The sequence below is a fragment of the Aureimonas sp. Leaf454 genome (assembly GCF_001424685.1).
Lineage (GTDB): Bacteria > Pseudomonadota > Alphaproteobacteria > Rhizobiales > Rhizobiaceae > Plantimonas.
Window position 1 is genome coordinate 173,237 of the sequence record NZ_LMQT01000001.1, and the last position, 24,244, is coordinate 197,480.

General features: G+C 66.5%; 23 protein-coding genes. 9 read left to right on the top strand and 14 right to left on the bottom strand.

Annotated elements, in window-relative coordinates; all coding sequences use genetic code 11:
- Positions 1-21: 21 nt before the first annotated feature.
- The 9 genes from recO to rpoZ form a co-directional block, all read right to left on the bottom strand.
- Complete coding sequence (recO, locus tag ASG43_RS00800; RefSeq protein ID WP_056499195.1) at positions 22-759, bottom strand: DNA repair protein RecO; 738 nt, start codon at positions 757-759, stop codon at positions 22-24.
- 97 nt (positions 760-856) lie between these two features.
- Positions 857-1,813: a GTPase Era gene (gene era, locus ASG43_RS00805; protein WP_056499198.1), complete on the bottom strand. Its 957-nt coding sequence runs from the start codon at positions 1,811-1,813 to the stop codon at positions 857-859.
- The gene (rnc, locus tag ASG43_RS00810) at positions 1,810-2,514 is read right to left on the bottom strand and encodes a ribonuclease III (RefSeq protein ID WP_056499202.1); all 705 of its coding nucleotides are present in this window, start codon (positions 2,512-2,514) and stop codon (positions 1,810-1,812) included. Before rnc ends, era begins: the two co-directional genes overlap by 4 nt.
- Entirely contained in the window at positions 2,502-3,251 is a 750-nt protein-coding gene (gene lepB, locus ASG43_RS00815) for a signal peptidase I (protein ID WP_056499205.1), read from the bottom strand. Before lepB ends, rnc begins: the two co-directional genes overlap by 13 nt.
- A gap of 102 nt (positions 3,252-3,353) precedes the next feature.
- Positions 3,354-3,761, bottom strand: a complete 408-nt coding sequence (acpS, locus tag ASG43_RS00820) for a holo-ACP synthase (RefSeq protein WP_056499208.1) — start codon at positions 3,759-3,761, stop codon at positions 3,354-3,356.
- A complete protein-coding gene (locus ASG43_RS00825) occupies positions 3,758-4,351 on the bottom strand; it encodes a DUF2062 domain-containing protein (RefSeq protein ID WP_056499210.1) in 594 nt (197 codons plus the stop codon). Before ASG43_RS00825 ends, acpS begins: the two co-directional genes overlap by 4 nt.
- 112 nt (positions 4,352-4,463) lie before the next feature.
- A complete protein-coding gene (pyrE, locus tag ASG43_RS00830; protein WP_056499212.1) occupies positions 4,464-5,042 on the bottom strand; it encodes an orotate phosphoribosyltransferase in 579 nt (192 codons plus the stop codon).
- Between the two features lie 29 nt (positions 5,043-5,071).
- The gene (locus ASG43_RS00835) at positions 5,072-7,285 is read right to left on the bottom strand and encodes a bifunctional (p)ppGpp synthetase/guanosine-3',5'-bis(diphosphate) 3'-pyrophosphohydrolase (protein ID WP_056499216.1); all 2,214 of its coding nucleotides are present in this window, start codon (positions 7,283-7,285) and stop codon (positions 5,072-5,074) included.
- A gap of 147 nt (positions 7,286-7,432) precedes the next feature.
- Entirely contained in the window at positions 7,433-7,837 is a 405-nt protein-coding gene (gene rpoZ, locus ASG43_RS00840) for a DNA-directed RNA polymerase subunit omega (protein ID WP_056499217.1), read from the bottom strand.
- A gap of 282 nt (positions 7,838-8,119) precedes the next feature.
- Here rpoZ and ASG43_RS00845 point away from each other — a divergent pair, with 282 nt between their 5' ends.
- Together ASG43_RS00845 and ASG43_RS00850 are read left to right on the top strand one after the other, a co-directional pair.
- Positions 8,120-8,722, top strand: a complete 603-nt coding sequence (locus ASG43_RS00845) for an NYN domain-containing protein (RefSeq protein WP_056499221.1) — start codon at positions 8,120-8,122, stop codon at positions 8,720-8,722.
- Positions 8,680-9,414, top strand: a complete 735-nt coding sequence (locus ASG43_RS00850) for a uracil-DNA glycosylase (RefSeq protein ID WP_082490510.1) — start codon at positions 8,680-8,682, stop codon at positions 9,412-9,414. The genes ASG43_RS00845 and ASG43_RS00850 overlap by 43 nt, the downstream gene beginning before the upstream one ends.
- Positions 9,415-9,686: 272 nt before the next feature.
- Here the strand turns inward: ASG43_RS00850 and smpB are convergent, their stop codons facing one another.
- Both smpB and dapA read right to left on the bottom strand, forming a co-directional pair.
- Positions 9,687-10,160, bottom strand: a complete 474-nt coding sequence (smpB, locus tag ASG43_RS00855; RefSeq protein WP_056499224.1) for an SsrA-binding protein SmpB — start codon at positions 10,158-10,160, stop codon at positions 9,687-9,689.
- A 126-nt stretch (positions 10,161-10,286) separates the two neighbouring features.
- On the bottom strand, positions 10,287-11,168 hold the full coding sequence (gene dapA / locus ASG43_RS00860) for a 4-hydroxy-tetrahydrodipicolinate synthase (RefSeq protein ID WP_056499228.1): 882 nt from the start codon (positions 11,166-11,168) through the stop codon (positions 10,287-10,289).
- A gap of 335 nt (positions 11,169-11,503) precedes the next feature.
- On the opposite strand from dapA, the gene ASG43_RS00865 reads away from it, so the two are divergent.
- Entirely contained in the window at positions 11,504-13,696 is a 2,193-nt protein-coding gene (locus tag ASG43_RS00865) for a lytic transglycosylase domain-containing protein (protein ID WP_082490511.1), read from the top strand.
- Between the two features lie 510 nt (positions 13,697-14,206).
- Here the strand turns inward: ASG43_RS00865 and ASG43_RS00870 are convergent.
- Positions 14,207-15,637: a porin gene (locus ASG43_RS00870; RefSeq protein ID WP_056499231.1), complete on the bottom strand. Its 1,431-nt coding sequence runs from the start codon at positions 15,635-15,637 to the stop codon at positions 14,207-14,209.
- A gap of 848 nt (positions 15,638-16,485) precedes the next feature.
- Here ASG43_RS00870 and ASG43_RS00875 point away from each other — a divergent pair.
- From ASG43_RS00875 to ASG43_RS00890, 4 genes are read left to right on the top strand one after another with little or no spacing between them, the layout of a single operon-like run.
- Positions 16,486-17,466, top strand: coding sequence for a Ku protein (locus tag ASG43_RS00875; RefSeq protein WP_056499235.1), 981 nt, complete (start codon positions 16,486-16,488; stop codon positions 17,464-17,466).
- A 13-nt stretch (positions 17,467-17,479) separates the two neighbouring features.
- Positions 17,480-20,107, top strand: a complete 2,628-nt coding sequence (ligD, locus tag ASG43_RS00880; protein WP_056499238.1) for a DNA ligase D — start codon at positions 17,480-17,482, stop codon at positions 20,105-20,107.
- 60 nt (positions 20,108-20,167) lie between these two features.
- Positions 20,168-20,707, top strand: coding sequence for a gamma carbonic anhydrase family protein (locus ASG43_RS00885; protein ID WP_056499240.1), 540 nt, complete (start codon positions 20,168-20,170; stop codon positions 20,705-20,707).
- A complete protein-coding gene (locus ASG43_RS00890; protein ID WP_056499242.1) occupies positions 20,704-21,816 on the top strand; it encodes a pyridoxal phosphate-dependent aminotransferase in 1,113 nt (370 codons plus the stop codon). Before ASG43_RS00885 ends, ASG43_RS00890 begins: the two co-directional genes overlap by 4 nt.
- 4 nt (positions 21,817-21,820) lie before the next feature.
- Here ASG43_RS00890 and ASG43_RS00895 read toward each other — a convergent pair whose 3' ends face one another.
- On the bottom strand, positions 21,821-22,096 hold the full coding sequence (locus tag ASG43_RS00895; RefSeq protein WP_056499246.1) for a hypothetical protein: 276 nt from the start codon (positions 22,094-22,096) through the stop codon (positions 21,821-21,823).
- A 584-nt stretch (positions 22,097-22,680) separates the two neighbouring features.
- Between ASG43_RS00895 and ASG43_RS00900 the strand changes: the two genes are divergently transcribed.
- A complete protein-coding gene (locus ASG43_RS00900; protein ID WP_056499251.1) occupies positions 22,681-23,019 on the top strand; it encodes a DUF2147 domain-containing protein in 339 nt (112 codons plus the stop codon).
- Between the two features lie 97 nt (positions 23,020-23,116).
- On the opposite strand, the gene ASG43_RS00905 is transcribed toward ASG43_RS00900, so the two are convergent.
- Positions 23,117-23,821 carry a glutathione S-transferase N-terminal domain-containing protein gene (locus ASG43_RS00905; protein WP_056499254.1) on the bottom strand — a complete coding sequence of 235 codons (705 nt, stop codon included), beginning with the start codon at positions 23,819-23,821 and terminating at the stop codon, positions 23,117-23,119.
- 171 nt (positions 23,822-23,992) lie between these two features.
- Between ASG43_RS00905 and ASG43_RS22425 the strand changes: the two genes are divergently transcribed.
- On the top strand, positions 23,993-24,145 hold the full coding sequence (locus ASG43_RS22425) for a hypothetical protein (protein ID WP_156386318.1): 153 nt from the start codon (positions 23,993-23,995) through the stop codon (positions 24,143-24,145).
- The last annotated feature ends 99 nt before the right edge of the window (positions 24,146-24,244 follow it).

The following is a 24,244-nucleotide window of genomic DNA, read 5'->3' on the forward strand; positions in this document are numbered from 1 at the left end:
GGGGGAAGACGATCGCGCCGATCAGCCCTCGGCCGCCACCGTCGCGGCGTGGATTGCGGCGATCATGCCGTCGCGCGACGGCGGCTCGTCGATGCCGCGGGCGTCCCAGACATGGCGGGCGAAGAAATGCCGCGTCAGCCGGAAGCCCTCCGCCAGCGCTCGTTCGTCGGCCCGTCCTCCCTCTTCGGCGAGGAAGCCCGGCAGAGCGAGCATCCGATCGTGCCAGGGCCGACCGGCTTGGCGACTGACCGCACGGCCGGATTTCGGCGAGACATAGACGAGGTCTTCGCTGGAACCCGTCGCGGCGCAGGTGGTCAGGTCGAGACCGAAGCCGAGCTCTTCCAGAAGCGCCAGTTCGAACCGCAGGAGAAGTTCTCCCGATCGCCGGGCGTCGCCCAGATGCTCGGCGATGATCTCCAAGCCGTCATAGAGGCGGGGATGGGGATCTCGCTCCGGCAGGAGTCGCAGATGCGCCGCCAGGAGCTGGATGCCGTGGAGACCGATCGGGGTCTCCATGAGGCGGGCTGCGCGCAGCTCCACCGGCTCGATGACGAACGTGCCCATGTGCTCGTCGAGCCGTGCCCGCCAGGTCGCCTCGACCTGGTTTCCCGGCTGGAGCACCGGCTGCTGCTTGCGCGATCGGCCGCCCCGCACGAGCCCGAGATGGCGCCCGCGCGCCCGCGTCATCAGTTCCGCGACGACGCTGGTCTCGCCGTGGCGACGAACCCCGAGAACGATGCCCTCCTCACGCCATTCCATCGCCCGGTTCTCTCATCGACCCATCCGCGTGACGGCATGCAGACGAAACGTCGCTCGCTGTCCTTCAGATAGGAACGGCAGGGCTCGGAAACCCCGGTCAGCCCGAAAAATCGAGGCCCATCTCGCGATAGCGTTCGGGATCGTCGCCCCAGTTCTCGCGGACCTTCACGAAGAGGAAGAGGTGAACGCGCTCTTCCGCGGCTTCGGTGATCTCGCGTCGCGCAGCGGAACCGATCGCCTTGATCGTCTCGCCCTTGTGGCCGATCACGATCTTCTTCTGGCTCTCGCGCTCCACGTAGATCGTCTGCTCGATGCGCACCGAGCCGTCGTCCCGCTTCTGCCAGAGCTCGGTCTCGACATGGCTCGAATAGGGCAGTTCCTGGTGCAGGCGCAGGAAGAGCTTCTCGCGCGTGATCTCGGCCGCGAGCTGGCGGATCGGGAGATCCGTGATCTGGTCCTCGGGATAGTACCAGGGGCCCTCCGGCAAACGCTGCGCCAGCCAGGCCATCAGATCGGCGCAGCCCGAACCGTTCAAGGCGGAGATCATGAAGACCTTCTCGAAGTCGACGCCCCGCTCGGTCAGGTCCTTGGTGAGGCCGAGAAGCTTGTCGCGCTGGATGCGGTCGACCTTGTTGAGGAGGAGGATCACCGGATTGCGGCTGTCCTTCAACCGCTCCAGGATCGCCTCGACCTCCTCGTTGACGCCTCGCTCGGCATCGACGAGCGCGGCGACGATATCGGCATCCTTGGCGCCGCCCCAGGCCGTCTTCACCATCGCGCGATCGAGCCGCCGCTTCGGCGCGAAGATTCCGGGCGTGTCGATGAAGACGATCTGCGTGCGATCCTCGATGGCGATGCCGCGCACGAGGGCGCGCGTGGTCTGAACCTTGTGCGTCACGATCGAGACCTTGGTCCCGACGAGCTGGTTGAGCAGCGTCGACTTGCCGGCGTTGGGCGCGCCAAGAAGCGCGACGAAGCCCGAACGCGTGGGTGCGGCCTCCTGCGTCGCAGCGCCCGCCGCGGGGGTCTCGTCCTGGTGTGCGTCGTCGCTCAACTCTCGTCCTTCCAAATGCCCTCGCGGCGCAGAATCAGCGCCGCCGCCTCCTGCTCGGCCAGACGCTTGGAGCGCCCGCTGCCGTCCGCCGGCTCGACGTTCTCGATGATCGCTCGCACGGTGAAGACGGGATCGTGGTCGGGACCGGTGCGGTCCACCATCTCATATCGCGGCGGCTTCGTCGTCCTCGTGTGCACCCACTCCTGGAGCGCGGTCTTGGCGTCTCGCCGGGCCTCGCCCACCGAACCGAACTTCTGCGACCAAAAGCGCAGGATGAAATCCCGCGCGTCGTCCATGCCGTTGCCGAGATAGATCGCCGCGATCAGCGCTTCCACCACGTCGGCGCGCACCCCCTTGGTCTTCTCGCCCTTGACCTTCTTGAGATCGCCGCCGTGGCGGATGAACGGGGCGAGGCCGATCTCGTCGGCGATCTCGGCGCAGGCCTCCGCGCTGACCAGCGCGTTCAGCCTGAGCGACATCTCGCCCTCGCTGGCGCTCGGAAACATCTCGAAGAGCTTCTCGGCGACGACGAGGCCGAGCACGCGGTCGCCGAGAAACTCAAGCCGCTCATAGCTCGAAGCGGCATTGGATTTCAGACTGGCATGGGTCAGCGCCCGTTCGAGCCGCGCACGGTCGGCGACCGTCAACCCGATCCGGCGTTCGAGCTCCTCGAGCGAGCGGTCGATCTTCAGCTGAGCCATGTGAAGAAGCGGCTCGGACGCAGCTCCGTCGGCCAGAGCCAAAGCTTCAGCGGCGACTCGCCGCCGTCGATGGAGAAGAAGATGATCTGCGCCTTGCCGATCAGGTTGTCGAACGGCACGTAGCCGACGTCGAACCGGCTATCGAGCGAATTGTCGCGATTGTCGCCCATCATGAAGAAATGGCCGGGCGGCACGACGAATTCGCGCGTGTTGTCGCCGGTCGAAGCGGGATTGAGGTCGAGCGTCAGATAGGTGACGCCGTTCGGCAGCGTCTCGCGGAACTGCGGAACGCGACTGCCGTCGTCGGCGATGAAGTCGTCGGTCGCCTCTCGCGGCACCGCGACGTCGTTGATGTAGAGAACGCCCTCGCGAACCTGGATCTTGTCGCCGGGCAAGCCGATCAGGCGCTTGATATAGTCGATCTCCTCCTCGTGCGGCTTGCGGAAGACGACGATGTCGCCCCGCTCCGGCACCGAGCCGAGTGCGCGCCCCTCGACCGGAACGTAGCCGACATACGGCGGCAACGACGGCAGCGAATAGCGGCTGAAGCCGTAGCTCCATTTGGAGACGAAGATGTAGTCGCCCTCGACCAGCGTCGGCATCATCGAGCCGGAGGGAATGGAGAAGGGCTGGAACAGGATGGTGCGGATCACCAGGGCGAGCAGAAGCGCCTGCACGATGACCTTGAGGGTCTCGCCGAAGCCGCCGCTCTCTTTCGTTTCGGTCCGATCGACCATGCTCAAACCCCGTCCTGACCCACGCGGCCCGGCCGCTGGCGCCTTATAACACCGCAAAGCCCCGTGGAAACCGCCCCGGCGCCGATTTACGAGGCCTCCGCCTCAGCCCTCCCGAAGCGGTCGCGCCTCGATGACGACGAAGGCCTGCGCGAGGGGATGGTCGTCGGTGATGGTGACGTGGATCGCCGCGACGCATCCAGGCGGCGTGATCGCCTCGAGCCGTGCCAGCGCCCCGCCGGTCAGCGCCATGGTCGGCGCGCCGCCGGGCAGGTTCACGACGCCCATGTCCCGCCAGAAGACGCCGCGCGAAAGACCGGTGCCGAGCGCCTTGGCACAGGCCTCCTTGGCCGCGAAGCGCTTGGCATAGGATGCGGCCCGCTGGGCCCGCCGGTCGGATCGCGCCTGCTCGATCTCGGTGAAGACGCGCGCCGTGAACCGTTCGCCGTGCCGCTCCAGCGTCTGTTCGATCCGCCGGATGTCGATGAGATCGCTGCCGATGCCGATGATCATGAAGCGGTCTCGACGGAGGACGGGACGAGCGAGCCTTTCGCCCGAAGCTCCTGGATGCGCAGCGCCCGCCGACGCTGGAACGAGCGCGCGCCGACGAAGACGGCGGCGTAGGCCACGCCGGCGAAACCGATGCCGAGCGGCAGAGAGCCGATCAGCATGGGCTTCACGATCGGGTCCCAGATCGCGAGAAGGTCGCGGTTCAGGAGCGCGTGGGCGATGCCGGCCGGGGCGGCGCCGTCGCCGACCGCCGGCGAGACGCCGAGCATCAGGCGGCCGACCTCGTAGGTCGCGGCCCAGACGGCGGGAAAGGTCAGGGGATTGCCGAGAAGGCAGCCCAAAGCCGCCGCCGCCATGTTGCCGGACAGGCAGAAGGCGATCGCGAAGGCGATAAGGAAGTGGAAACCCACGAAGGGCGTGAAGGACGAGAAGACGCCGGCCGCGATACCGGCCGCGATCGCATGCGGATGCGCTTTGAGGCGCAGCACGCGCTTCTGGAAATAGGCGGCGGAACGGCGGAAGGAGCGGCGCGGCCAGATGGCCGTGCGCGTCTTGGTCCAGAAGGTCTGCGGTTCGCGCCGCCGGAAGAGCATGACAGTCTCGATCGTCGTCGGGGCGATGGCGCCGGATCTTCGGTGTGGAACGGCTCGTCGTCGTTTGACGGATCGCCGTCGTCAAAAGTGCGGGCCGGTCGAGCCGCGCGTTCTAGAGGGATCGGCTACCGGGCTTCACCGGCGGAATTGCGGCAAGCTCGGGCGGCAGTGCGTCCGCGGGATAGGCCGGAACCTCGTATTCGGCCAGCGCGATCAGCGGCACGCCGACATCCGCCTTCCCCGCGGAGCGATCGATGATGCAGGCCGCAGCGACGACCTCGACGCCGAGCGCCGTCATGCAGGCCACCGTTTCGCGGATCGACAGACCGGTCGTCACGATATCCTCGACGATGACGACCCGCGAGCCGGGCGCGATCTCGAATCGACGAAGGCGGAAGACGCCGGCCTCGCGCTCGACCCAGATCGCAGGCACCTTCAGATGCCGTGACGTTTCATAGGCCGGAATGAGGCCACCGACGGCCGGGCCGACGACGGCGTCGATCCGGCCCGGAACCCCGGCCTCGATGCGCGCCGCCAAAGCCTTGCAGAGCCGCTCGGTGAGATCGGCATGCATGAAGACGCGCGCCTTCTGCAGGAAGATCGGGCTGCGCAGACCCGAGGTCAGGATGAAGTGGCCTTCCAGATAGGCGCCCGCCTGCCGAAAGATCTCGATGACCTCGCGCGTGTCCATTCCGTCCGCCTTCTTCCGCTCGAAACCGCTCAGCCGTTGATGCGGCTCGCTTCGGAGACGCAGGGCTTGCCGCGCAGCTGGTTGAGCGTGCGCGTCAGGTGCTGCAGATCCCACACTTCGAGGTCGATGACCATGCTCGTGATGTCGGGCGCCGGCTTGACCATCGAGAGATTGTGGATGTTCGCATCGTTGGCTGCGATCGTCTCGGCGACCTCGGCGAGCGTGCCCGGCTCGTTGGACACCGCGACGAGAATGCGCGCGGGGAACCGGATGCTCATCTCCGAGGAAATGTCCCAGCGAACGTCGACCCAGCGTTCCGGGTGATTGTCGAAGGCGGCCAGAGCGGGCGACTGGATCGGATAGATCGTGATGCCGCGGCCGGGATCGAGAATGCCGACGATGCGGTCGCCCGGCACGGCGCCCTCCGCGCAGAACTGCACCGGCGTATCCACGCCCGCCCCCCGGATCGGGATGGCGAGGCCCTGCTTCTCCGCTTCGGCGATGGACGGAATGCGAAACATCATGCCGGTTGCCGCGCGCAACTGAAACCAGCCGTCCTCGTCGCTGCGCACGCCCGCCTTCGTCACGCGGCTGTCCTGGAAGTCCGGGTGGACGGCGCGCAGGACGTCCGCGGTCGCGAGCTCCCCGCGTCCCACGGCGGCCAGCGCATCGTCGACCTCGCGATGTCCGAGCTTGGCGAGATAGGGCTTCAGCCCTTCCCGCGTGAAGGTCTTGCCCGAGCGCGAGAAACTGCGCGCGAGCATCTGCTGGCCGAGGCCTGCATATTGGCGGCGGATGGCGAGCCGGGTCGACTTGCGGATCGCCGCCCGCGCCTTTCCGGTGACGGCGATCGTCTCCCAGGCCGCCGGCGGCGTCGCGCCCTTGGAGCGGATGATCTCGACCTCGTCGCCGTTCCCGAGCTCGGTCACGACCGGCATGATGCGCCCGTCGATCTTGGCGCCGACGCAGGTGTCGCCGACATCGGTGTGGACCGCATAGGCGAAGTCGATCGGCGTCGCGCCGCGCGGCAGCGCGATCAGCCGCCCCTTGGGAGTGAAGCAGAACACCTGATCCTGGAACAGCTCGAGCTTGGTGTGCTCCAGGAACTCCTCGGGGTTGTCGCCGTCCGCGAGGAGTTCGATGGTCCGGCGCAGCCAGGCGAAGGCGTTGGACTCGCTGGACAGTACGACACGCCCCTCCCGGCCGGGCTCGGCTTCCTTGTAGACCGCATGCGCGGCCACGCCCTGCTCGGCGATCTGGTGCATGTCGCGCGTGCGGATCTGCAGTTCGACGCGCTGGCGCGACGGCCCGACGATCGTCGTGTGGATCGAACGGTAATCGTTCTGCTTGGGGATCGAGATATAGTCCTTGAAGCGGCCGGGCACCATCGGCCAGGCCCGGTGGACGATGCCGAGCGTGCGATAGCAGGCATCCTCGTCCTCGACGATGACGCGGAAGCCGAAGATGTCCGAGAGCTGCTCCAGCGAGAGCGCCTTTCTCTGCATCTTGGAGAAGACCGAATAGGGTTTCTTCTGCCGGCCCTTGACCTTGGCGACGATGCCGCTCTGAGCGAGACGCTCGGTCAGGTCGGCCTCGATCTGCGCGATGGTTCCGGCATGCTTCTCGCGAAGCTCGGACAGCCGCGCGGTGATCGTCTCGTAGGCTTCCGCATTCACATGGCGGAAGGCCAGGTCTTCCAGCTCCTCGCGCATGTCCTGCATGCCCATGCGGCCGGCCAGCGGCGCATAGATGTCCATCGTCTCCTGCGCGATGCGCAACCGCTTGTCCTGCCGCATGTGGCCCAGCGTGCGCATGTTGTGCAGGCGGTCAGCGAGCTTCACGAGGAGGACGCGGATGTCGTCGGCAATGGCGAGAAGCAGCTTGCGCAGATTCTCCGCCTGCTCCGCCTTCTTCGACACGAGGTCGAGCCGCTTCAGCTTGGTCAGCCCCTCGACGAGTTGGCCGATCTTGGCGCCGAAGAGCTGGTCGATCTCCTTGCGGGTGGCGTCGGTGTCCTCGATCGTGTCGTGCAGGAGCGCGACCGCGATGGTCGCCTCGTCGAGGCGCATCTCGGTCAGGATCGCGGCGACTTCGAGCGGATGGGAGAAATACGGGTCGCCGCTCGCGCGCTTCTGCGAGCCGTGCTTCTGCATGGCGTAGACATAGGCGCGGTTGAGAAGCGCTTCGTCGAGATCGGGCTTGTAGCTCGCCACCTTCTCGACGAGTTCGTATTGGCGCATCATCGGGCGGGGCTGGCGTCCTGCAGGTTGGGCGGGAATGGAGCGGGGTCGTTCGTCGGGAATCAAAAAGGGCGCCCCGCAGCCGCGAAGCGCCCTTCCCAATATAGGTAGACTTTCGTCTCAGCCGAAAGCCGAAACGTCACTCAAACCTCAGAAATCGTCGTTCTTCTCGGGCGCCACCAATCCCTCGATGCCGGCGAGAAGCTCGTCCTCGGACATGCGGTCGAAGGCGATGTTCTCGTCTGCATCTTCGGAAGAGCCGAACACGGTCGCGGCATCCTCGGCGATGCTGGCCGGCGCGGGCGCCTGCGGCTCCGGCTCGTCGACCTCGACATGCTTCTGCAGCGAATGGATCAGGTCTTCCTTCAGATCGCCCGGCGACAGCGTCTCGTCGGCGATCTCGCGCAGAGCGACGACGGGGTTCTTGTCGTTGTCACGATCGATGGTGATCGGCTGACCCTGGGCGATCTGGCGGGCGCGGTGGCTGGCGAGCAGGACGAGCTCGAAACGGTTCTCGATCTTGTCGACGCAATCTTCCACGGTGACGCGGGCCATGCCTGTCTCCCCTTACGCTCAGGACTCGGACGGTAAGCTGGTCTCCTTAAACCGTAGCCCCTTCGGGCACAAGCGCGTCTTTCGCAAAAAGCAAGCCGCTCCGCGATGTTTTTTGTTCGTTCAACCCTCGATCCGGTCCGTGCAACTTTCACGAAACGTTGGCAATGCGCCGCCCACAGCCTAAGACATGCAAAGGGGCCCGTCGCGAGGACGAGGGCCCTCTTGTATCGCCGCCCCTTCCCGCGAGGACGGGAGCGGACGCTTGGCAGGTCTCATTTCCCCATGTTCGATTCCCGCGAAAAGATCGCTCTCTTCATCGATGGCGCCAACCTCTACGCAACGTCGAGAAGCCTCGGCTTCGACATCGACTACAAGAAGCTGCTCGCGGCCTTCCAGAAGCGCGGATACCTCCTTCGTGCCCACTATTACACCGCCCTGATCGAGGACCAGGAATACTCCTCCATACGGCCGCTGATCGACTGGCTCGACTACAACGGATATCGTCTCGTGACCAAGCCGGCCCGCGAGTTCACCGACTCCGCCGGCCGCCGCCGGATCAAGGGCAACATGGACATCGAACTGGCCGTCGACGCCATGGAACTGGCGGACACAGTCGATCACTTCGTCCTGTTTTCGGGCGATGGGGATTTCCGTTCGCTCGTCGCCGCCCTCCAGCGCAAGGGGCGCAAGGTCTCGGTCGTGTCGACGCTGACGACGCAGCCGCCGATGATCTCCGACGATCTCCGCCGGCAGGCCGATCACTTCATCGATCTCGCCAGCCTGCGGTCCGAGATCGGCCGCAGCGCGGCCGAACGCGAAGCCCGCCTCGCCCGCAGGGCCGAATGCGAGCCCGAGGCCGAAGCCGACACGGACGACGAAAGCTGAGCGCCGCGACCGACCCGCGGACCGAAGCGGCGGCATCGAGCCAGACGGCCGCGCCGCCGCAGCCCGATCACGATTGTCCGCTCTGCCCGCGCCTCGTCGACTTTCGTGAGGTCTGGCGCGCCAAGGAGCCGGACTGGCACAACGCGCCGGTTCGCACCTTCATGCCACTCGGCGGACCGGACGCCGTCCAACTCCTGATCGTCGGGCTCGCGCCCGGCGTGCGCGGCGCGAACCGCACGGGACGCCCCTTCACCGGCGACTATGCCGGCGATCTCCTCTACGCGACGCTCGCCAAGTACGGTTTCGCCAACGATCGCTTCGCCGCGCGCCCCGACGACGGGCTGGAGCTTCACCGGACCGCAGTCATGAACGCCGTCCGGTGCGTGCCGCCGGAGAACAAGCCGCTTCCGGTGGAGATCAACACCTGCCGCCAGTTCCTGACGCCGACGTTGACGGGGCTTCGGAACCTTCGCGTCGTCGTCACCCTCGGCCGGATCGCGCACGATTCGACGCTGCGGGCGCTCGGCGTGAAGCTGAAGGACGCACCCTTCCGGCACGACGGCCGCCACGACGTCGCCGGTTTGCGCATCGCGTCGAGCTATCACTGCTCGCGCTACAACACGAACACCGGCGTCCTCACCACGGAAATGTTCGAGCGCGTCTTTGCGGGCGTCGCGGAATATCTGGATTGATCCTCGCGCGCCGGTCCTCTCATTCGAGAGTGACGGTGGCGACAACGCGTGAGCGGCACGGCGCCTCAGACGCGATCGAGCCGGCTTGAGGTTTCACGGGATGGGTCAACAAACGTCGCTGAAGCCGCGGTGTCGCGAGCTCTCTTCAGCCTAGCTCGGAACGCTCCGGTCCGCTAAAGCGCGAGCCCCCGCGAACGGTGGGTCCCGGATCGGCTCTCCAAGTCTCGGTGACGATCACCGGTCGCCGCACCACCGGCGATGCTCGACGCTCCTCAGCGATTTTCCTTCATCAGCCGCTGCTTCTGGCGGTTCCAGTCGCGTTCCTTCTCGGCCTCGCGCTTGTCCGGCGCGTTCTTGCCCTTGGCGACGGCGAGTTCGAGCTTGGCCATGCCGCGATCGTTGAAATAGATTTTGAGCGGCACGAGGGTCATGCCGTCGCGCTGGATCGCGCCGGCGAGACGGTTCAACTGCTTCTTGTGGACGAGCAGCTTCCGGCGTCGCTTCGGGACGTGGTTGAAGCGATTGGCCTGCAGATATTCCGGCACGTAGGAGTTGATGAGCCAGAGCTCGCCCCCCTCCTCCGTCGCGTAGGACTCCGCGATCGTCGAGCGACCTTCGCGGAGCGACTTGATCTCCGTGCCGGTGAGGACCATGCCGGTCTCCAGCGTGTCGATGATCTCGTAGTGGAACCGCGCCTTGCGGTTCTCCGCGGCGATGTTCGACTTCTGCTTCGCGGGTTTGGCCATGATCGTCCGGTCTCATGCGACGAGGGCCGGACCGTCCGGCCTTCGTCTGTCGGATATGGGGTGCCGAAGGCCTGCCAGCCAGACGGGCGATCCCGTCGGCCGCTCAGCCGCTCCCGGCCGAGGGCTTCAGTTCAGCAGTCCTGCATGCTGAAGGGCGGCGTCGATCGCGTCCTGCGTCGACGTCTCGATCGTCACCAGCGGCGAGCGCACGACGTTCTGCACCTTGCCGAGGCGCGACAGCGCATATTTGACGCCCGACACGCCGGGCTCGATGAAGATCGCCCGGTGAAGCGGATAGAGCCGGTCCTGGTACTCTAAGGCACGCGCGAAGTCGCCGGCAAGGCACGCCACCTGGAATTCGGAGCAGAGGCGCGGCGCGACATTGGCCGTCACCGAGATCGCGCCTTGCCCGCCCAGCGCCATGTGGGCGAGCGCGGTCGCGTCCTCGCCGGTGATCTGGAGGAAGTTCGGCCCGCAGGCATGGCGCTGTTCCGAGACGCGATCGAGCTTGGCGGTGGCATCCTTCACGCCGATGATGTTCGGGAAGTCGGCATGGAGCCGCGCCATCGTCTCGACGCTCATGTCGATCACCGAACGCGGCGGAATGTTGTAGATCAGGATCGGCAGGCTCACGGCCTTGGCGATGGCCGCATAATGACCATAGAGGCCGCGCTGCGTCGGCTTGTTGTAGTAGGGCGTGACGACGAGCAGCCCGTCCGCGCCGGCGCTTTCGGCGAAGCGGGCGAGGTCGATCGCCTCGGCCGTGTTGTTGGAGCCCGCGCCCGCGATGACGGGAACCCGACCCGCCGAGACCTCGATGCACATCTCGACGACGTGCTTGTGCTCGTCATGCGTCAGCGTCGGGCTTTCGCCGGTCGTCCCGACCGGCACGAGACCATGGGACCCCTCCCCGATCTGCCACTCGACGAAGGCGCGGAACGCCGCCTCGTCGACCGAACCGTCGGCCGCGAACGGCGTCACAAGCGCCGGCATCGAACCCTTGAACATGCCCTGTGTCACTCCCGACCTGTCCTGCCGCGCACCCGGCGCATCCTTATGAGCGATGCCAGGCTGCGGGTGCGGCGTTCGAGCGGCGAGGTCGCTCGGCCGAACCACCGGCATCCTCGACATGAAAACGGCCGCTTTGCCTTCCACGAAGGCCGGCACCATAGTGAACGACGCCCCGCGAAACAAGCGATGGAACCGGCGAGATCGAAGGAGAAAGACCCATCGGCAGCGGGCTTTACGATGTGTTCATGGCGCCCGTGCACAATCGGGAAACCATAGAGCGCGCTTTGTCCGTCGGCGCGCCGACGTGCCCACGGATCCGTCGAAAGGTTGCCATGCTGTTCCCGGCCCTCGCCAAGCGCATTCTCCTGCAGAGCCTTGCTGCGACCCTTGTCGTGCAGGTGGCCGGCGCGCAGTCCGTCTTGCCGCCGGTCGGCCCCATGCCGGTCGTTCGTCCGATGGGAGCGACGGGAGTCGCCATCGACCCCGCCCGGTTCGGACGCTCGGCGCCGGCTTCCCGCAATCCCCTCGTCGCGCCGGCCCAGCGCGCGGCGCCGGCGCCATCGGGCGTCGATACGAGCGCGCAGGCCTTCACCGCCTCGATCTCCGCCATCTCGTCCCGTCCGAGCGAGATACGGGCGATCGCGGGAGAACTCTCCGCCGGACTGAAGTCGCTCTCGGGCGGCGACGTCAATCGCGCCCGCGCCATCCGCGAGGGCATGCGCCGCGGCAGTCTCGACCGGCAGATCCTGACCTGGGCGATCGCGCTGAACGGCGGCCGCGACGTCCCGGCGCGCGAGATCGCCGATGCAGCCGCCGAGCTCGATGGCTGGCCGGGCATGAAGACTCTGCGCGCCAATTCCGAGCGCGCGCTCTACCGCGAGCAGCCGGCGGCCGGCGACGTCGTGCGCGCCTTCGGCAACACCAGGCCCCAGACGGCGGAAGGGGCGATGGCACTCGCACGCGCCCTGACCGAACTCGGCCAGGCCGGAGAGGCGCGGCGCGTGATCGGCCGCGTCTGGCACGAAGACAAGATGGATCGCGCCGTCGAGAGCCAGATCCTGAAGACCTTCGGCCCGATGTTGACCAAGGCCGACCACAAGCGGCGCATGGACATGCTGCTCTACGCCGATCGCGTCTCGGATGCCGAACGCCTGAAGACGCTCGCCAATTCCGAACGCCTGTTCGCCGCGCGCGCCGCCGTCGTGCGCGAAACCAAGGATGCGGGCAGCCTGCTGGCCGCCGTGCCGAGCAGCCAGCGGGGCGATCCCGGCTATCTCTATGCGCAGGTCGAGTATCTGCGCAAAGCCGACAAGATCGAGGAAGCCGCGCGCATCCTGCTGCAGGCGCCGACCGACCGCGACTCGCTGGTCGATGCCGAAGCCTGGTGGAACGAGCGCCGCATCATCGCGCGCGACCTTCTCGACCGCGGGCGGTTCAAGGATGCCTATCGGGTCGCGGCCGCGCATTCGGCGGAGAACGCGACCGAGGCTGCGGAGGCCGAATTTCACGCCGGCTGGATCGCGCTGTCCTTTCTCGGCGACACCAAGGCGGCCGGGCGCCATTTCGGCAAGATCGCGGAACTGTCCAACCGCCCGCTGTCGCAGTCGCGCGCCTATTACTGGCTCGGAAGGACCGCCGATCGGAGCGGATCCGGACGGTCCGCCGATTATTACAGCCGCGCCGCCGCCTATTCGACGACCTATTACGGGCAGCTCGCGGCATCGCGCCTCGGCAAGGGGCCAGGAAATGTCGCCTATCCCAAGCCGAGTTCGGCCGAGCGGCAGCGATTCGAGAGCCGCGGCGCGGTCCGCGCCATCCGTCGCCTCGAGGAACTGGGTCTCGAAAGCCGCGCGAACATTCTCTATCGCGCATTGGCCGACGAGCTGACCAGCCCCGGCGAGCTCGCTCTCCTGGCCGCGCAGGCCGAGCGGCGCGGCGACCATTATCTCGCGCTGAAGGTCGGCAAGCAGGCGAACTTCCGCGGCGTCGATGCCGCGGCCCTCGCCTTCCCCATCGGCGTCATCCCCGCCTCGGCCAACATCTCGGCCGCCGGCAAGGCGCTGGCCTACGCCATCGCGCGTCAGGAATCGGAGTTCAACCCAGGCGCCAAGTCGCCCGCGGGCGCGCTCGGCCTGCTCCAGCTGATGCCCGGCACCGCGAAGGCCGTCGCCAAGAAGGCCGGCGTCGCCTTTTCGCTCGCGCGGCTGACCAGCGATCCCGGCTACAACGCGGCCTTGGGCGCCCGCTTCCTCGGCGAGCAGATCGACAATTTCTCCGGGTCCTACATCCTGACCTTCGCAGCCTACAATGCCGGTCCGCGCCGGGCCCGCGAATGGGTCGAGCGGTTCGGCGATCCGCGCGGCAAGTCGATCGAGGAGGTCGTGGACTGGGTGGAGCGGATTCCGTTCACCGAAACGCGCAACTACGTCCAGCGCGTGATGGAGAACTACCAGGTCTACAAGATGCGGCTCGGTGCGGGATCCGACATCGAACGCGATCTCATCTACGGCCGCCGATCCGGCTGACCGACGGCGCCTTGCCCTTGAATGAAAAAAGCCTCCGGCGGTCCCGGAGGCTTTTTTCATGGGCTCATGTGACGCCGTTCTGGGTCGAGCGGGTCCTTGCCTTCGCGCAGAACCGGCCGCGTCCTGTCGAAACATCCGCCACCGCATCCCGCCCAAAGGCGCGGCATCCGCCCGACCTCGCCGGACACGCGCGCCGTCCGGGCGGACGAGCTTGGTGCGGCGAACCGCCGATCCTGCGCCGAAAGAACCATCCCTGCCCCCGGGACCGATGATCGCTCGTCGACCGCGGCATGGGTCGCCGCCTCCCCCGGAGGAGGCCGATGGCGCCCGAATGGAATCCTCCACACGACATCTCGTCGCTCGACGATCCCGGCCAGCGGCCGCCTTTCCCGGGAAACGTCCCCTGCCTCGCCTGGGCGCAGCGGGCATGGCAGACGCCGCCGCCGGGCCGAAACGACGAAAGGCCCGGCGTTGCCGCCGGGCCTCCCTGATCCGATCGGAAAGATCCGATTAGAACGTGCGCTTGAACTCGATGAAACCAGCAGTCGTGTCGAGGTCGTTGCTGATGGTCTGCGGCAGGTCGACTTCGCGGTACGAAACTTCGCCCAGAACCGAGAAGTTCGAGGTGATGTTGTAGCCGACGTTGCCGGCGACGCCCCAGTACTCGGCGCTGCCGAGGTTCTGCGTCTGCACGCCGTTCGCGGTGCCGGCGCCGGGAAGGCCGACCGGGATGAACGACTGGATCGAACGCTCGAGGTCGAAGGTCTCGCCGTAGACGCCGGAGACGGCGACGAACAGCTTGTCGATCTGCTGCTGGTAGCCAGCACCGATCTGCCACTCGCTCGACAGGAGGTAGTCCTGCGTGGAGTTCAGGTCGACGACCGAGATCGGGTTGCCCGGGAGAGCCGAGGTGAAGATGCCCTGGTTGCGGAAGCCGCCGTTCGGGACGATGTAGTTGCCGCCCGTGTCGCCAGCGTAGATCGTCGGATCGAACGCGTAGTGACCTTCAACCTTCAGCTGCGAACCGGTCGCGATGAGGTCCTTCAGGGTCACGCCGGCCTTCAGAGCGAAGGCGCCGTCGTCGGAGTCGTTCAGGTCGCCCTGGTAGAGAGCAGCGACGATCGGGTTGAAGCCGAGGACGTTCGGGTTGTCGATGACGAAGGTGTTGAGGAAGCCGGGAACGGCGAAGTTCGCAGCCGTCGTGGCCGAGGTGCCGAAGCGCTGGATGCTGGAGAAGCCGCTCTGCTCGTCGTAGACGCCAGAAACGTAGGCCTCGCCCCAGCCGCCTTCGTAGGCGAGCTGACCGACGACGTCGGGAACGAAATCGCCCGAGCCATCGTCTTCGGCCGAGATCGCGGCGGTGAAGCCGGCAACGGCGAAGGTGTAGGAGACGCGGTTGGTGGTCAGATCGCCGACCGACCAGTCGTTGTCGGTGAAGAGGCCGTCGCGCTCAGCCCAGAGGCTGTCGAGCTTGCCCATGGTGAGGCCGCCGAGCTGGATGTAGGCCTGGTCCATCGTGTAGGCAGCATCCGAACCCGAAGTGTTCGTGGCCTGGACGCGGGCGAAGGCGCGGAGCATGCCGAGTTCGGTCTCTTCGCGAGCATCGAAGTCGAGACGAGCGCGAACTCGCGAACGGACGCGGTAGTCGTCGTTCGAGAAGCCGCGGTTGAAGAGGCCGGGGATCGAGCCGATGACGCCGGCGTTGCCAGCCGAGATCGTGGTGCTGTTGCCGTTGACGTCGACGAGCGTGCCGTTTGCGAAGGCGGCGCTGTTCAGGTTGTCGAGGTCGATGTCGCCGTTCGAGATGTTGTCCCGGGCCTCGATGCGCATGCGGACGTAGCCGCCGATCTTGAGGCAGGTCTCGGTGCCGGGGATGTAGTAGAAGCCGGTGCCGTAGACGTCGCAAACGCGGACGTATTCCATCGGCTCGGGCTCGACCATGACGACGGCGTCCGCAGCGCGGGCGCCGGAAACTGCGTGTTCATGTCCTGACCTCCAGTCAAGTTACTAGGTTAGGGTTGGGCCTTGTTATGAAGGGCAAAGCCTTCCCTGCCCCATCCCCTGCGTCGAAAGCCCGAAGCGTTGACCGCGTTCTTTCTGTTCACGACATTATCGCGCACGGCGGCAGACGCAATAATTGAATGGCGCTACAGACCGTCTGGAGCCCTTTGGACACACCCGTGTGACCCGAATGCCACTAATTCGCTTACGGTCTGTTCACCTTCGTTAATCGAGGCTGAATCGAGGCTGGATCCGGTCAGTTTGAGGCAAGTTTCGACCGGGATCGCGGCGGAATCGGCCGCCCTCGTGGCGAGTCCGGGGCAGCGAGTCGCCGAGGGTGTGCGGGGAGTGGCGAAGGCGCGAAGTCCTTCTCGCGACAACGCAATGTATAAGGACACACGAACGGCCGCCCGACCCGCGGTTCGCCGACCGCCTGGACGGCTTGGCCGTCGCGCCGGTCTCAACGCGTCCTGTCGGCGCTTCGACGTCGATCGGACCGGACCAGCCGACCCCGCCAGCATCGCGGCGTCAGGCGGGTTCCGCCGGCCTCCCCCGGCCCGCATCCCGGCCGCCGATCTCGTCCGCGGTGCCCCTTCGATCGTCCTCTCCATCGTCGCAGGACGAGGAACCTCGGATAGTCCGGTGGATTCACTGGCCGAATCAAGGGCTTCCGGTGAGCGGCCAAGGGATTCAAAAGATTCAGGAAATGCGAGTCGGAACAGGGGCATAGCAGCGGCGTTCGACTCCCACGTCCAGCGTATGGCGCGTCCTCTTCTCGGAGTCTGCCGATGGCATCCCGTCCCGTCTGGAAAGGCCAGATCCGGCTTTCCCTCGTTTCCATTCCCGTCGAGATCTATGCGGCGACGACGTCGGGCTCGGCGATCGCCTTTCGGCAGATCCACCGGGAGAGCGGCAAGCGCATCCATTATCAGAAGGTGGCCGAGGGCATCGGCCCGGTGGACGCCGACGAGATCATCAAGGGCTACGAGGTGGAGAAGGACGAATACGTCCTCCTGACCGACGAGGAGATCGAGGGCGTGAAGCTGGAGACGAAGAAGACGCTGGAACTCGTCCAGTTCGTCGACAGCCACGAGATCCCGCCGCTCTATTTCGACAAGCCCTATTATGTCGTCCCGCAGGACGACCTCGCCGAAGACGCCTTCCGCGTGGTGCGCGATGCCTTGAGACAGGCCAAGAAGACGGGACTGGGTCAATTGTCGATGCGCGGCAAGGAATATCTCGTCGCGCTCCGCCCCTGCTCGAACGGCCTCCTCCTGGAGACGCTCCGCTACGAAGACGAAGTGCGCAAATCGGACGGGGTCTTCGCCGACATTTCCGAAGGTTCGGCGGAAGACGATCTTCTCAGCGTCGCGAGCGAACTCATCAAGCGCAAGTCATCGCCCTTCAAGGCGTCGAACTTCAAGAACCACTACACCGAGGCGCTGAAGCGCCTGATCGCGGAGAAGCGCAAGGCCGGCGGCGAGGACAAGCTCGTGATCATGGACGAGTCGTCCGATGCCGGGCGCGGCAAGAGCAATGTCATCGATCTCATGGCCGCCTTGAAGAAGAGTCTCGAATCGGGCGGCAGCGCGTCGGAGGAGGATGACGACGGCGCAGGCAGCGGAGCCGAAGCCGCGACGAGCCGCAGCAAGGCGGCGAGGCGTCCGCGTGCTGCGACGGCGAAGGCGAAAGCCGCCAAGACGAGCGCGGCCAAGCCGGCGGTGTCGAAGTCAACGGCCGCGCGCGGCCCGAAGCGCAAGTCGGCCTGAGGAGTCAACGACGATGGGCGCAGGGGCCGACGACCGACTTCGGACGTACCGGGAGAAGCGCGACTTCGAGGCGACCGCCGAGCCGTCCGGAACGAGCAAGCGTCGGCGCAGTGGCGATGCCGGTCTCGCCTTCTGCGTCCAGAAGCACGACGCGACGCGGCTCCATTATGATTTTCGCGTGGAGTGGCAGGGCGTCCTGAAAAGCTGGGCGGTGACGAGGGGTCCCAGCCTCGATCCGGCCGACAAACGCCTCGCGGTTCGCACCGAGGATCATCCGCTCGATTACGGTGATTTCGAAGGTACGATCCCGGCAGACCAGTATGGCGGAGGGACGGTCATGCTGTGGGATCGCGGCATTTGGGAGCCGGAACCCGGAACCGATCCGGAGACGGGACTGGCCGCGGGCAATCTGAAGATGGTGCTGCGCGGCGAGAAGATGAACGGCCGCTGGGCGCTGATCCGCATGAAGCCGAGAGCCCGAGAGAAGCGCGAGAACTGGCTTCTCATCAAGGAGAAGGACGCGACCGCCGATCCCGGCGCCGATCTCCTCGCGAGCGATCGCAGCATCAAGACCGGGCGCGGCCTCAAGGAGATCGCGGCGGGAGCCGCCCCGCGTTTCGTCGGCGCGGACGGTTCGAAGAGCGCCGGAAAGGCTTCGGCTGTCTCGAACCCGCCGGCCAGGACCGCGAAAGCGAAGGGGGTCGAGCCGCCCGCGAAGACGACGAGGCCGGCTCGCTCCGCCAGCCAGCCCCTATCCGTTCCCGCCTTCCGTCCGCCGCAGCTCGCCACGCTCGTCGATGCGCCGCCGGAGGGCGCAGGCTGGATCCACGAGATGAAGTACGACGGCTATCGCGTCCTCGTGGCGCTCGGCGGGGGCGTGGCGAAGCTGTTCACGCGGAGCGGCCTCGACTGGACGGATCGGTTCGGAGCGCTTCGGCCCGCCATGGAGCGGCTTGCCTGCCGGAGCGCACTGATCGACGGCGAGGTCGTCGCCTTCGACGGCGCCGGACGCACGGACTTCTCGACGCTCCAGGCACGCCTGAAGAATGGGGGCCCGCTCTCCTGCTTCTGCTTCGATCTTCTGGAACTCGACGGCGTCGACCTCGCCGCCGAGCCTCTCTCGGAGCGAAAGGCGCGGCTTCAGAACCTCCTGTCCGGCGAGCAGGACGGCACGCTTCTCTTCAGCGAGCATGTCGCGGGGCGCGGCAAGGCCGTCCTCGACGAAATCTGCAAGGCCGGTCACGAGGGCATCGTGTCCAAGCGCGCGGACGCGCCGTATCGGGCCGGACGCGGATCGGCCTGGCTGAAGACCAAGTGCACGCGCCGCCAGGAATTCGTCATCGGCGGCTATTCCGTCTCCGACAAGAAAGGACGCCCCTTCTCCTCGATCCTCGTCGGCGTCAAAGACGGCGACCGCCTCGTCTATCGCGGCCGGGTCGGCTCGGGCTTCGACGATCGAACGCTGGATGATCTCGCGGAGAGCTTCGACAGTCTCGCCAGCGCGACGTCGCCCTTTGCCGACCTGCCCGCACCGATCCGCCGGACCGCGCGCTTCGTGAAGCCGACCCTCGTCGCCGAGATCGACTTTGCGGAAATCACGGCCGACGGGCAGATCCGGCACGGCGTCTTCAAGGGCCTGCGGGCGGACAAGAAGGCGGACGAGGTCACGGGAGAGGGAGCGATGAGGACGACGCCGACGCCCCAGAAGCCTTCGAACCGCGCGACGTCCCGGCCGGACCCGGCGAGCCGAAGCTCGAAGGATGCGATCGCCGGCATTGCCCTCTCCCATGCCGACCGCGTGGTCTTTCCCGGCATCACGAAGGGCGACATCGCCGCCTATTATGAAGCGGTCTCGGAACGCATGCTGGTTCATGCGGGCCGCCACGCGCTGTCGCTCGTGCGCTGTCCGAAGGGGCCGAAACAGCACTGCTTCTTCCAGAAGCATGATTCCGGCGGCTTCCCCGACGCGATCCGAAAGGTTCCGATCGCGGAGAAGGACGGGGGAACGGAGGACTATCTCTTCGTCGAGGATGCGGCGGGCCTTGTCGGCTGCGTCCAGATGAACGCGCTGGAGTTTCACGTCTGGGGCTCGCGGATCGACCGGATCGAAACGCCGGACCGGATGGTCTTCGATCTCGATCCCGACGAGGGCCTCGGCTTCGGCAGCGTGCGCGAGGCCGCCGGCGACGTCCGCAACATCCTGAACCATCTCGGTCTCGAGAGTTACGCGCTGGTGACGGGCGGCAAGGGCATCCATGTCGTGGCGCCCCTGACGGGCCGGCAGAGCTTCGACGTCGTCAAGGATTTCGCGCGCACCCTTGCGACGAAGCTTGCCGACGGTGATCCCGCCCGGTTCGTGGCCACGATGTCGAAGGCCAAGCGCCGGGGCCGCATCTTCATCGACTGGCTGCGCAACGAGCGCGGCGCCACGGCCATCGCCCCCTATTCCACGCGGGCTCGCGACGGAGCGCCGGTCGCGACGCCGGTGTCCTGGAAGGAACTCGATACGCTGGAGGCCGCCAACACCTTCCGCATCTCCGATATAACCGCTCGATTGAACGACGAAGACCCTTGGGCAGCCTATGGCACGATCCGGCAATCCCTGACCAAGCCCGTCCTCGCTCGCCTTGCCCGGCTCTGATGCCCGGCTTGACCCTTCGAGGACCCTGAAGCAGTGTCCCGGCGCGAAAAGGGGACGGGCATGGCGATCTACGAACTCGACGGGCAAGCACCCGAACTGCCGGCGGACGGCAGCGCCTTCATCGCGGATGGCGCGCGTGTCGTCGGCAAGGTTCGCATCGGGCAGGACGTCAGCATCTGGTTCGGCGCCGTCCTGCGCGGGGACAACGAGCCGATGCGGATCGGGGCCTCGACCAACGTTCAGGAGAATGCCGTTCTTCACAGCGATCCCGGCTTTCCGCTGGAGATCGGCGAGGGCTGCACGATCGGACATGGCGCGATCGTGCATGGCTGCACCCTCGGCGAGAACGTCCTCGTGGGAATGGGCGCGACGATCCTGAACGGGGCCCGCATCGGCCGAAACTCGATCGTCGGCGCGAATGCCTTGGTGACCGAGGGCAAGGATTTTCCGGAGAACTCGCTGATCGTCGGCGCTCCAGCCAAGGTGGTGCGGGAACTGGATGCGGCCGCAGCGGCCGCCTTGAAGGCCTCCGCGGCGCATTACGTGGAAAATGGAAAGCGGTTCTCGACCGGGTTGAAGCGGATCGACCGGACTCCATGACGCCGGCAGCGCCTCTCCTCTTCACCCCGATCGCCCGCCAGCTTCCCGCAACGGTCCCCTTCGTCGGCCCGGAGGCCATCGAACGACGCAGCGGAACGCGCTTTCTCGCGCGTCTCGGCGCCAACGAGAGCACGTTCGGTCCCTCGCCTCTGGCGCTGGAAGCGATGCGCGCGGCGGCCGGAGAGAGTTGGGCCTATGCGGACCCGGAACTCTTCGACGTGAAGGCGGCGATCGCGCAACGGCTGGGCCTCGCGCCCGGCCATGTCGCCGTGGGCGAAGGCATCGACGGGCTGCTGGGAAACCTCGTGCACCTCGCCGTCGGTCCGGGGGATGCGGTCGTGACCTCGCTCGGGGCCTATCCGACCTTCAACTTCCACGTCGCGGGTCGCGGCGGCGTGCTTCACGCCGTTCCGTATCGCGAGGACCGGGAAGATCTCGATGCGCTTCTCGACGCGAGCCTCAGACTGCGGCCGAAGCTCGTCTACCTCGCCAATCCCGACAATCCGACCGGCTCGTGGCACGGCGCGGAGGCGGTCGTCGACTTCGCCCGCGCTCTGCCGGAAGAGACGATCCTCGTCCTCGACGAGGCCTATGGCGATATGGCGCCGGCAGGCGTCCTGCCAGCGTCGGATCTGCTGCGACCGAACCTGCTCCGCTTCCGGACCTTCTCGAAGGCCTATGGCATGGCGGGGGTTCGGATCGGCTTCGTCTTCGGGCGGCCGGAAACGGTCGTCGCCTTCGACAAGGTGCGCAATCATTTCGGCGTGTCGCGGATGGCCCAGGCCGGAGCGATCGCGGCGCTGGCCGACGATGCGCATCTCCATGCGACGCTGGACCTCATCGAGAGAGCGCGTCTCGTTCTCGCGGAGATCGCGGCGCAAGCGGGTCTTCGGGCGCTCCCCTCGGCGACGAACTTCGTCGCGATCGATGCCGGACGCGACGGGACCTATGCGGCCAGACTGCTGGAGGGCGTGATCCGGCGCGGCGTGTTCATCCGCAAGCCGCAGGTGGCGCCGCTCGATCGGCTGATTCGCGTCACGGTCGGTCGCAGCGAGGAGCTTGCGCTGTTCCGGACGGCTCTTCTGGAGACGGTGGCCGAACTCGGCTGAGCGATCAGTGGATCGTCAGCCAGTCGCGGGCGGCACGAAGCGCGCGGGAAACCTCGCCCTTCGACATCTGCGACGCGATTTCCTGGCGATGGAAGGCGGCATCCTCGACGCCGTTGCGGTCGGCGAGATTGAAGTACATGTGGGCCGAGACGAGATCGATCTTGCCGTTGCGTCCCGTGGCGCAGCGAAGGCCCATCTCGAAGAGAATGTCGCCCGAGGATGCGGAGAAGGCGGAGCCGGCGGTCGACATTTCGGGGTCGAGAAGTTCGAAGCGAGCCATGGTCGAGATCCCTGTCTGCGCCGGTCGTGGCCGGCTTGGTTTCGATGACCCAAGAGTGCCCGACGGCTTTCAAGAACTCGCTAAAATGCACGGCTAATTTGAGCTAAACGTCTTGTATAGGGATCGGTAAGACTTGCAGATCGCACAGTCGAAGATCCCTGCGCCGCAAGGACATCACAGCATCGAAAGCTTTCGTTCAGCAACACAGCGGAAAGGTCTTCGAAACCACGTCGGACGTTCCGCCGGGAAAAGCCCTTGGCGCATCGCGCAGCGGCGGGGGGATGACGCCAACTCGGGCAGCTGCGCGGCGAAGCCTCGCGTCGCACCGGCGAGCCCCTGAAGCGACGGGCTCTGCGATCGTCGGCCGGGGACGTCGTCGTGCGCCGTTCATGGCGAAAAAGCCGCTCTCGACGCCCGCCCTGCGCACGGTGAGGACGGCCCCGGCGACACCGGTCCTGGCAGAGGTTCGTCGGCCGAAGTCGCGGACCTTTTCCCCTTGGTTTTCGGCCGCGGCGCGGTTACGCTTACGTCAAGGGAAGAAGAACGGCCGCGGCCGTCGCCCTTCGATCCAACGGGAGGACAGAATGAAACGCATCGCCATCGCCACGGGCCTCGTCTTCGCGGGCCTTCTCTGCGCGCAGGCCGCGGAGCCGGTCGTCGGCAACTGGACGACGGCCAGCGGCGAGACCGCCAAGATCGCCTCGTGTGGCGGTGCCTATTGCATCACGCTGACGACCGGGCAGTTCAAGGGCCAGCAGATCGGTCGCATGAGCGGCTCCGGCGACTCCTACGACGGGGAGATCACCGATCCCAAGGCCGAGAAGACCTATGCCGGCAGCGCCGAGGTCAACGGCTCCAAGATGAAGTTGACGGGCTGTGCGCTGAAGATCTTCTGCAAGACGCAGAACTGGACCAAGCAGTAATCCTCTTCCCGTCGCATCCCGCCGGCATCGGGCCCTCCTGTCCCGAGGGTCCGACCAGGCCGGCGGGCCGATGCGGCTTCGATCCTGCCGCGCGCCCTCAGCGGGCGCGCTGATTGAAGAGGACCGCCTGCGCGTCCTTGTCCTCCGCGAGGTTCTTGCGCAGCTCCCGGCCGACGGCGAGCCCTCGCTCCACGGCGGGACGGGCCTTCACAGCCTCGAACCAGCGTTTGAGATGCGGCGTGTCGTCGAGGTTCTGACCTTGGTTCTCGTGGGGAACGATCCAGCCGATCGAGGCCATATCCGCGATCGAGTAGTCGGCGCCGCCGAGATAGGCGTTGTCGGCGAGCCGTCGGTTCATGACGCCGTAGAGGCGGTTGACCTCGTTCGTATAGCGGTTGATGCCGTATTCGATCGTCTCCGGCGCATATTGACGGAAGTGGTGCGCCTGCCCCGCCATCGGCCCGAGCCCACCCATCTGCCAGAACAGCCACTCGTCGACCGCCACGCGCGCCCGCTCGTCGGTGGGATAGAAGCGGGAGAACTTTCGGCCGAGATATTGAAGGATCGCCCCGGACTCGAAAACCGAGATCGGCTCGCCCCCCGGCCCCTCGGGATCGACGATCGCCGGCATGCGATTGTTCGGCGCGATCTTCAGAAAGGAGGGCTCGAACTGCTCGCCGGCGCCGATGTTCACGGTGTGGAGCTCGTAGGGCACGCCGAGTTCCTCCAGCATGATGGAGATCTTCCATCCGTTCGGCGTCGGCCAATAGTAGAGCTCGATCGGCTGCGTCTGGCTCGTCATCGGGGACCGTTCCTTCTCAAGACTGAGCGCGAAGCTAGCGCAGCCGGCGACGGACGCCAGCGTGGCGGCGTTGACGCATCGTTCAGACCGTCGAACGCGGGATGATCGAAGCGATCAGGCTCGGGCCAGCTTGGCCCCGCTACGGTGCTCCGGCTCGCCCGGAGGTTTTCCATGATCGCTCGCCTGACCATCCTCACGTCTCTCCTCGCCCTCTTCGCCCTGTCCTTCGCGGGGCTCATCGAGACCACGCGTCCGAGCCACGCGTCATTTTCGGCGACGGCCCCGGCCTGCCTCGATCGGGGCCTCGTCTGCCCCTCGAATTAGACGTGCGGACGACCTGCGGACACATGTTCCGGGCTTTTCGCGAAGCCGTCTTCCTCCGGTTGCGTCCGACGATGTAAGAGAGGTCATGACGGAGCTTTT

What these genes read in the sequence shown, in the direction of transcription:
- recO (WP_056499195.1), bottom strand. Translation starts at nt 759, where the DNA reads ATGGAATGGCGTGAGGAGGGCATCGTTCTCGGGGTTCGTCGCCACGGC.
- rnc (WP_056499202.1), bottom strand. Translation starts at nt 2,514, where the DNA reads ATGGCTCAGCTGAAGATCGACCGCTCGCTCGAGGAGCTCGAACGCCGG.
- lepB (WP_056499205.1), bottom strand. Translation starts at nt 3,251, where the DNA reads ATGGTCGATCGGACCGAAACGAAAGAGAGCGGCGGCTTCGGCGAGACC.
- acpS (WP_056499208.1), bottom strand. Translation starts at nt 3,761, where the DNA reads ATGATCATCGGCATCGGCAGCGATCTCATCGACATCCGGCGGATCGAA.
- ASG43_RS00825 (WP_056499210.1), bottom strand. Translation starts at nt 4,351, where the DNA reads ATGCTCTTCCGGCGGCGCGAACCGCAGACCTTCTGGACCAAGACGCGC.
- pyrE (WP_056499212.1), bottom strand. Translation starts at nt 5,042, where the DNA reads ATGGACACGCGCGAGGTCATCGAGATCTTTCGGCAGGCGGGCGCCTAT.
- ASG43_RS00835 (WP_056499216.1), bottom strand. Translation starts at nt 7,285, where the DNA reads ATGATGCGCCAATACGAACTCGTCGAGAAGGTGGCGAGCTACAAGCCC.
- rpoZ (WP_056499217.1), bottom strand. Translation starts at nt 7,837, where the DNA reads ATGGCCCGCGTCACCGTGGAAGATTGCGTCGACAAGATCGAGAACCGT.
- ASG43_RS00845 (WP_056499221.1), top strand. Translation starts at nt 8,120, where the DNA reads ATGTTCGATTCCCGCGAAAAGATCGCTCTCTTCATCGATGGCGCCAAC.
- ASG43_RS00850 (WP_082490510.1), top strand. Translation starts at nt 8,680, where the DNA reads ATGCGAGCCCGAGGCCGAAGCCGACACGGACGACGAAAGCTGAGCGCC.
- smpB (WP_056499224.1), bottom strand. Translation starts at nt 10,160, where the DNA reads ATGGCCAAACCCGCGAAGCAGAAGTCGAACATCGCCGCGGAGAACCGC.
- dapA (WP_056499228.1), bottom strand. Translation starts at nt 11,168, where the DNA reads ATGTTCAAGGGTTCGATGCCGGCGCTTGTGACGCCGTTCGCGGCCGAC.
- ASG43_RS00865 (WP_082490511.1), top strand. Translation starts at nt 11,504, where the DNA reads ATGCTGTTCCCGGCCCTCGCCAAGCGCATTCTCCTGCAGAGCCTTGCT.
- ASG43_RS00870 (WP_056499231.1), bottom strand. Translation starts at nt 15,637, where the DNA reads ATGGTCGAGCCCGAGCCGATGGAATACGTCCGCGTTTGCGACGTCTAC.
- ASG43_RS00875 (WP_056499235.1), top strand. Translation starts at nt 16,486, where the DNA reads ATGGCATCCCGTCCCGTCTGGAAAGGCCAGATCCGGCTTTCCCTCGTT.
- ligD (WP_056499238.1), top strand. Translation starts at nt 17,480, where the DNA reads ATGGGCGCAGGGGCCGACGACCGACTTCGGACGTACCGGGAGAAGCGC.
- ASG43_RS00885 (WP_056499240.1), top strand. Translation starts at nt 20,168, where the DNA reads ATGGCGATCTACGAACTCGACGGGCAAGCACCCGAACTGCCGGCGGAC.
- ASG43_RS00890 (WP_056499242.1), top strand. Translation starts at nt 20,704, where the DNA reads ATGACGCCGGCAGCGCCTCTCCTCTTCACCCCGATCGCCCGCCAGCTT.
- ASG43_RS00895 (WP_056499246.1), bottom strand. Translation starts at nt 22,096, where the DNA reads ATGGCTCGCTTCGAACTTCTCGACCCCGAAATGTCGACCGCCGGCTCC.
- ASG43_RS00900 (WP_056499251.1), top strand. Translation starts at nt 22,681, where the DNA reads ATGAAACGCATCGCCATCGCCACGGGCCTCGTCTTCGCGGGCCTTCTC.
- ASG43_RS00905 (WP_056499254.1), bottom strand. Translation starts at nt 23,821, where the DNA reads ATGACGAGCCAGACGCAGCCGATCGAGCTCTACTATTGGCCGACGCCG.
- ASG43_RS22425 (WP_156386318.1), top strand. Translation starts at nt 23,993, where the DNA reads ATGATCGCTCGCCTGACCATCCTCACGTCTCTCCTCGCCCTCTTCGCC.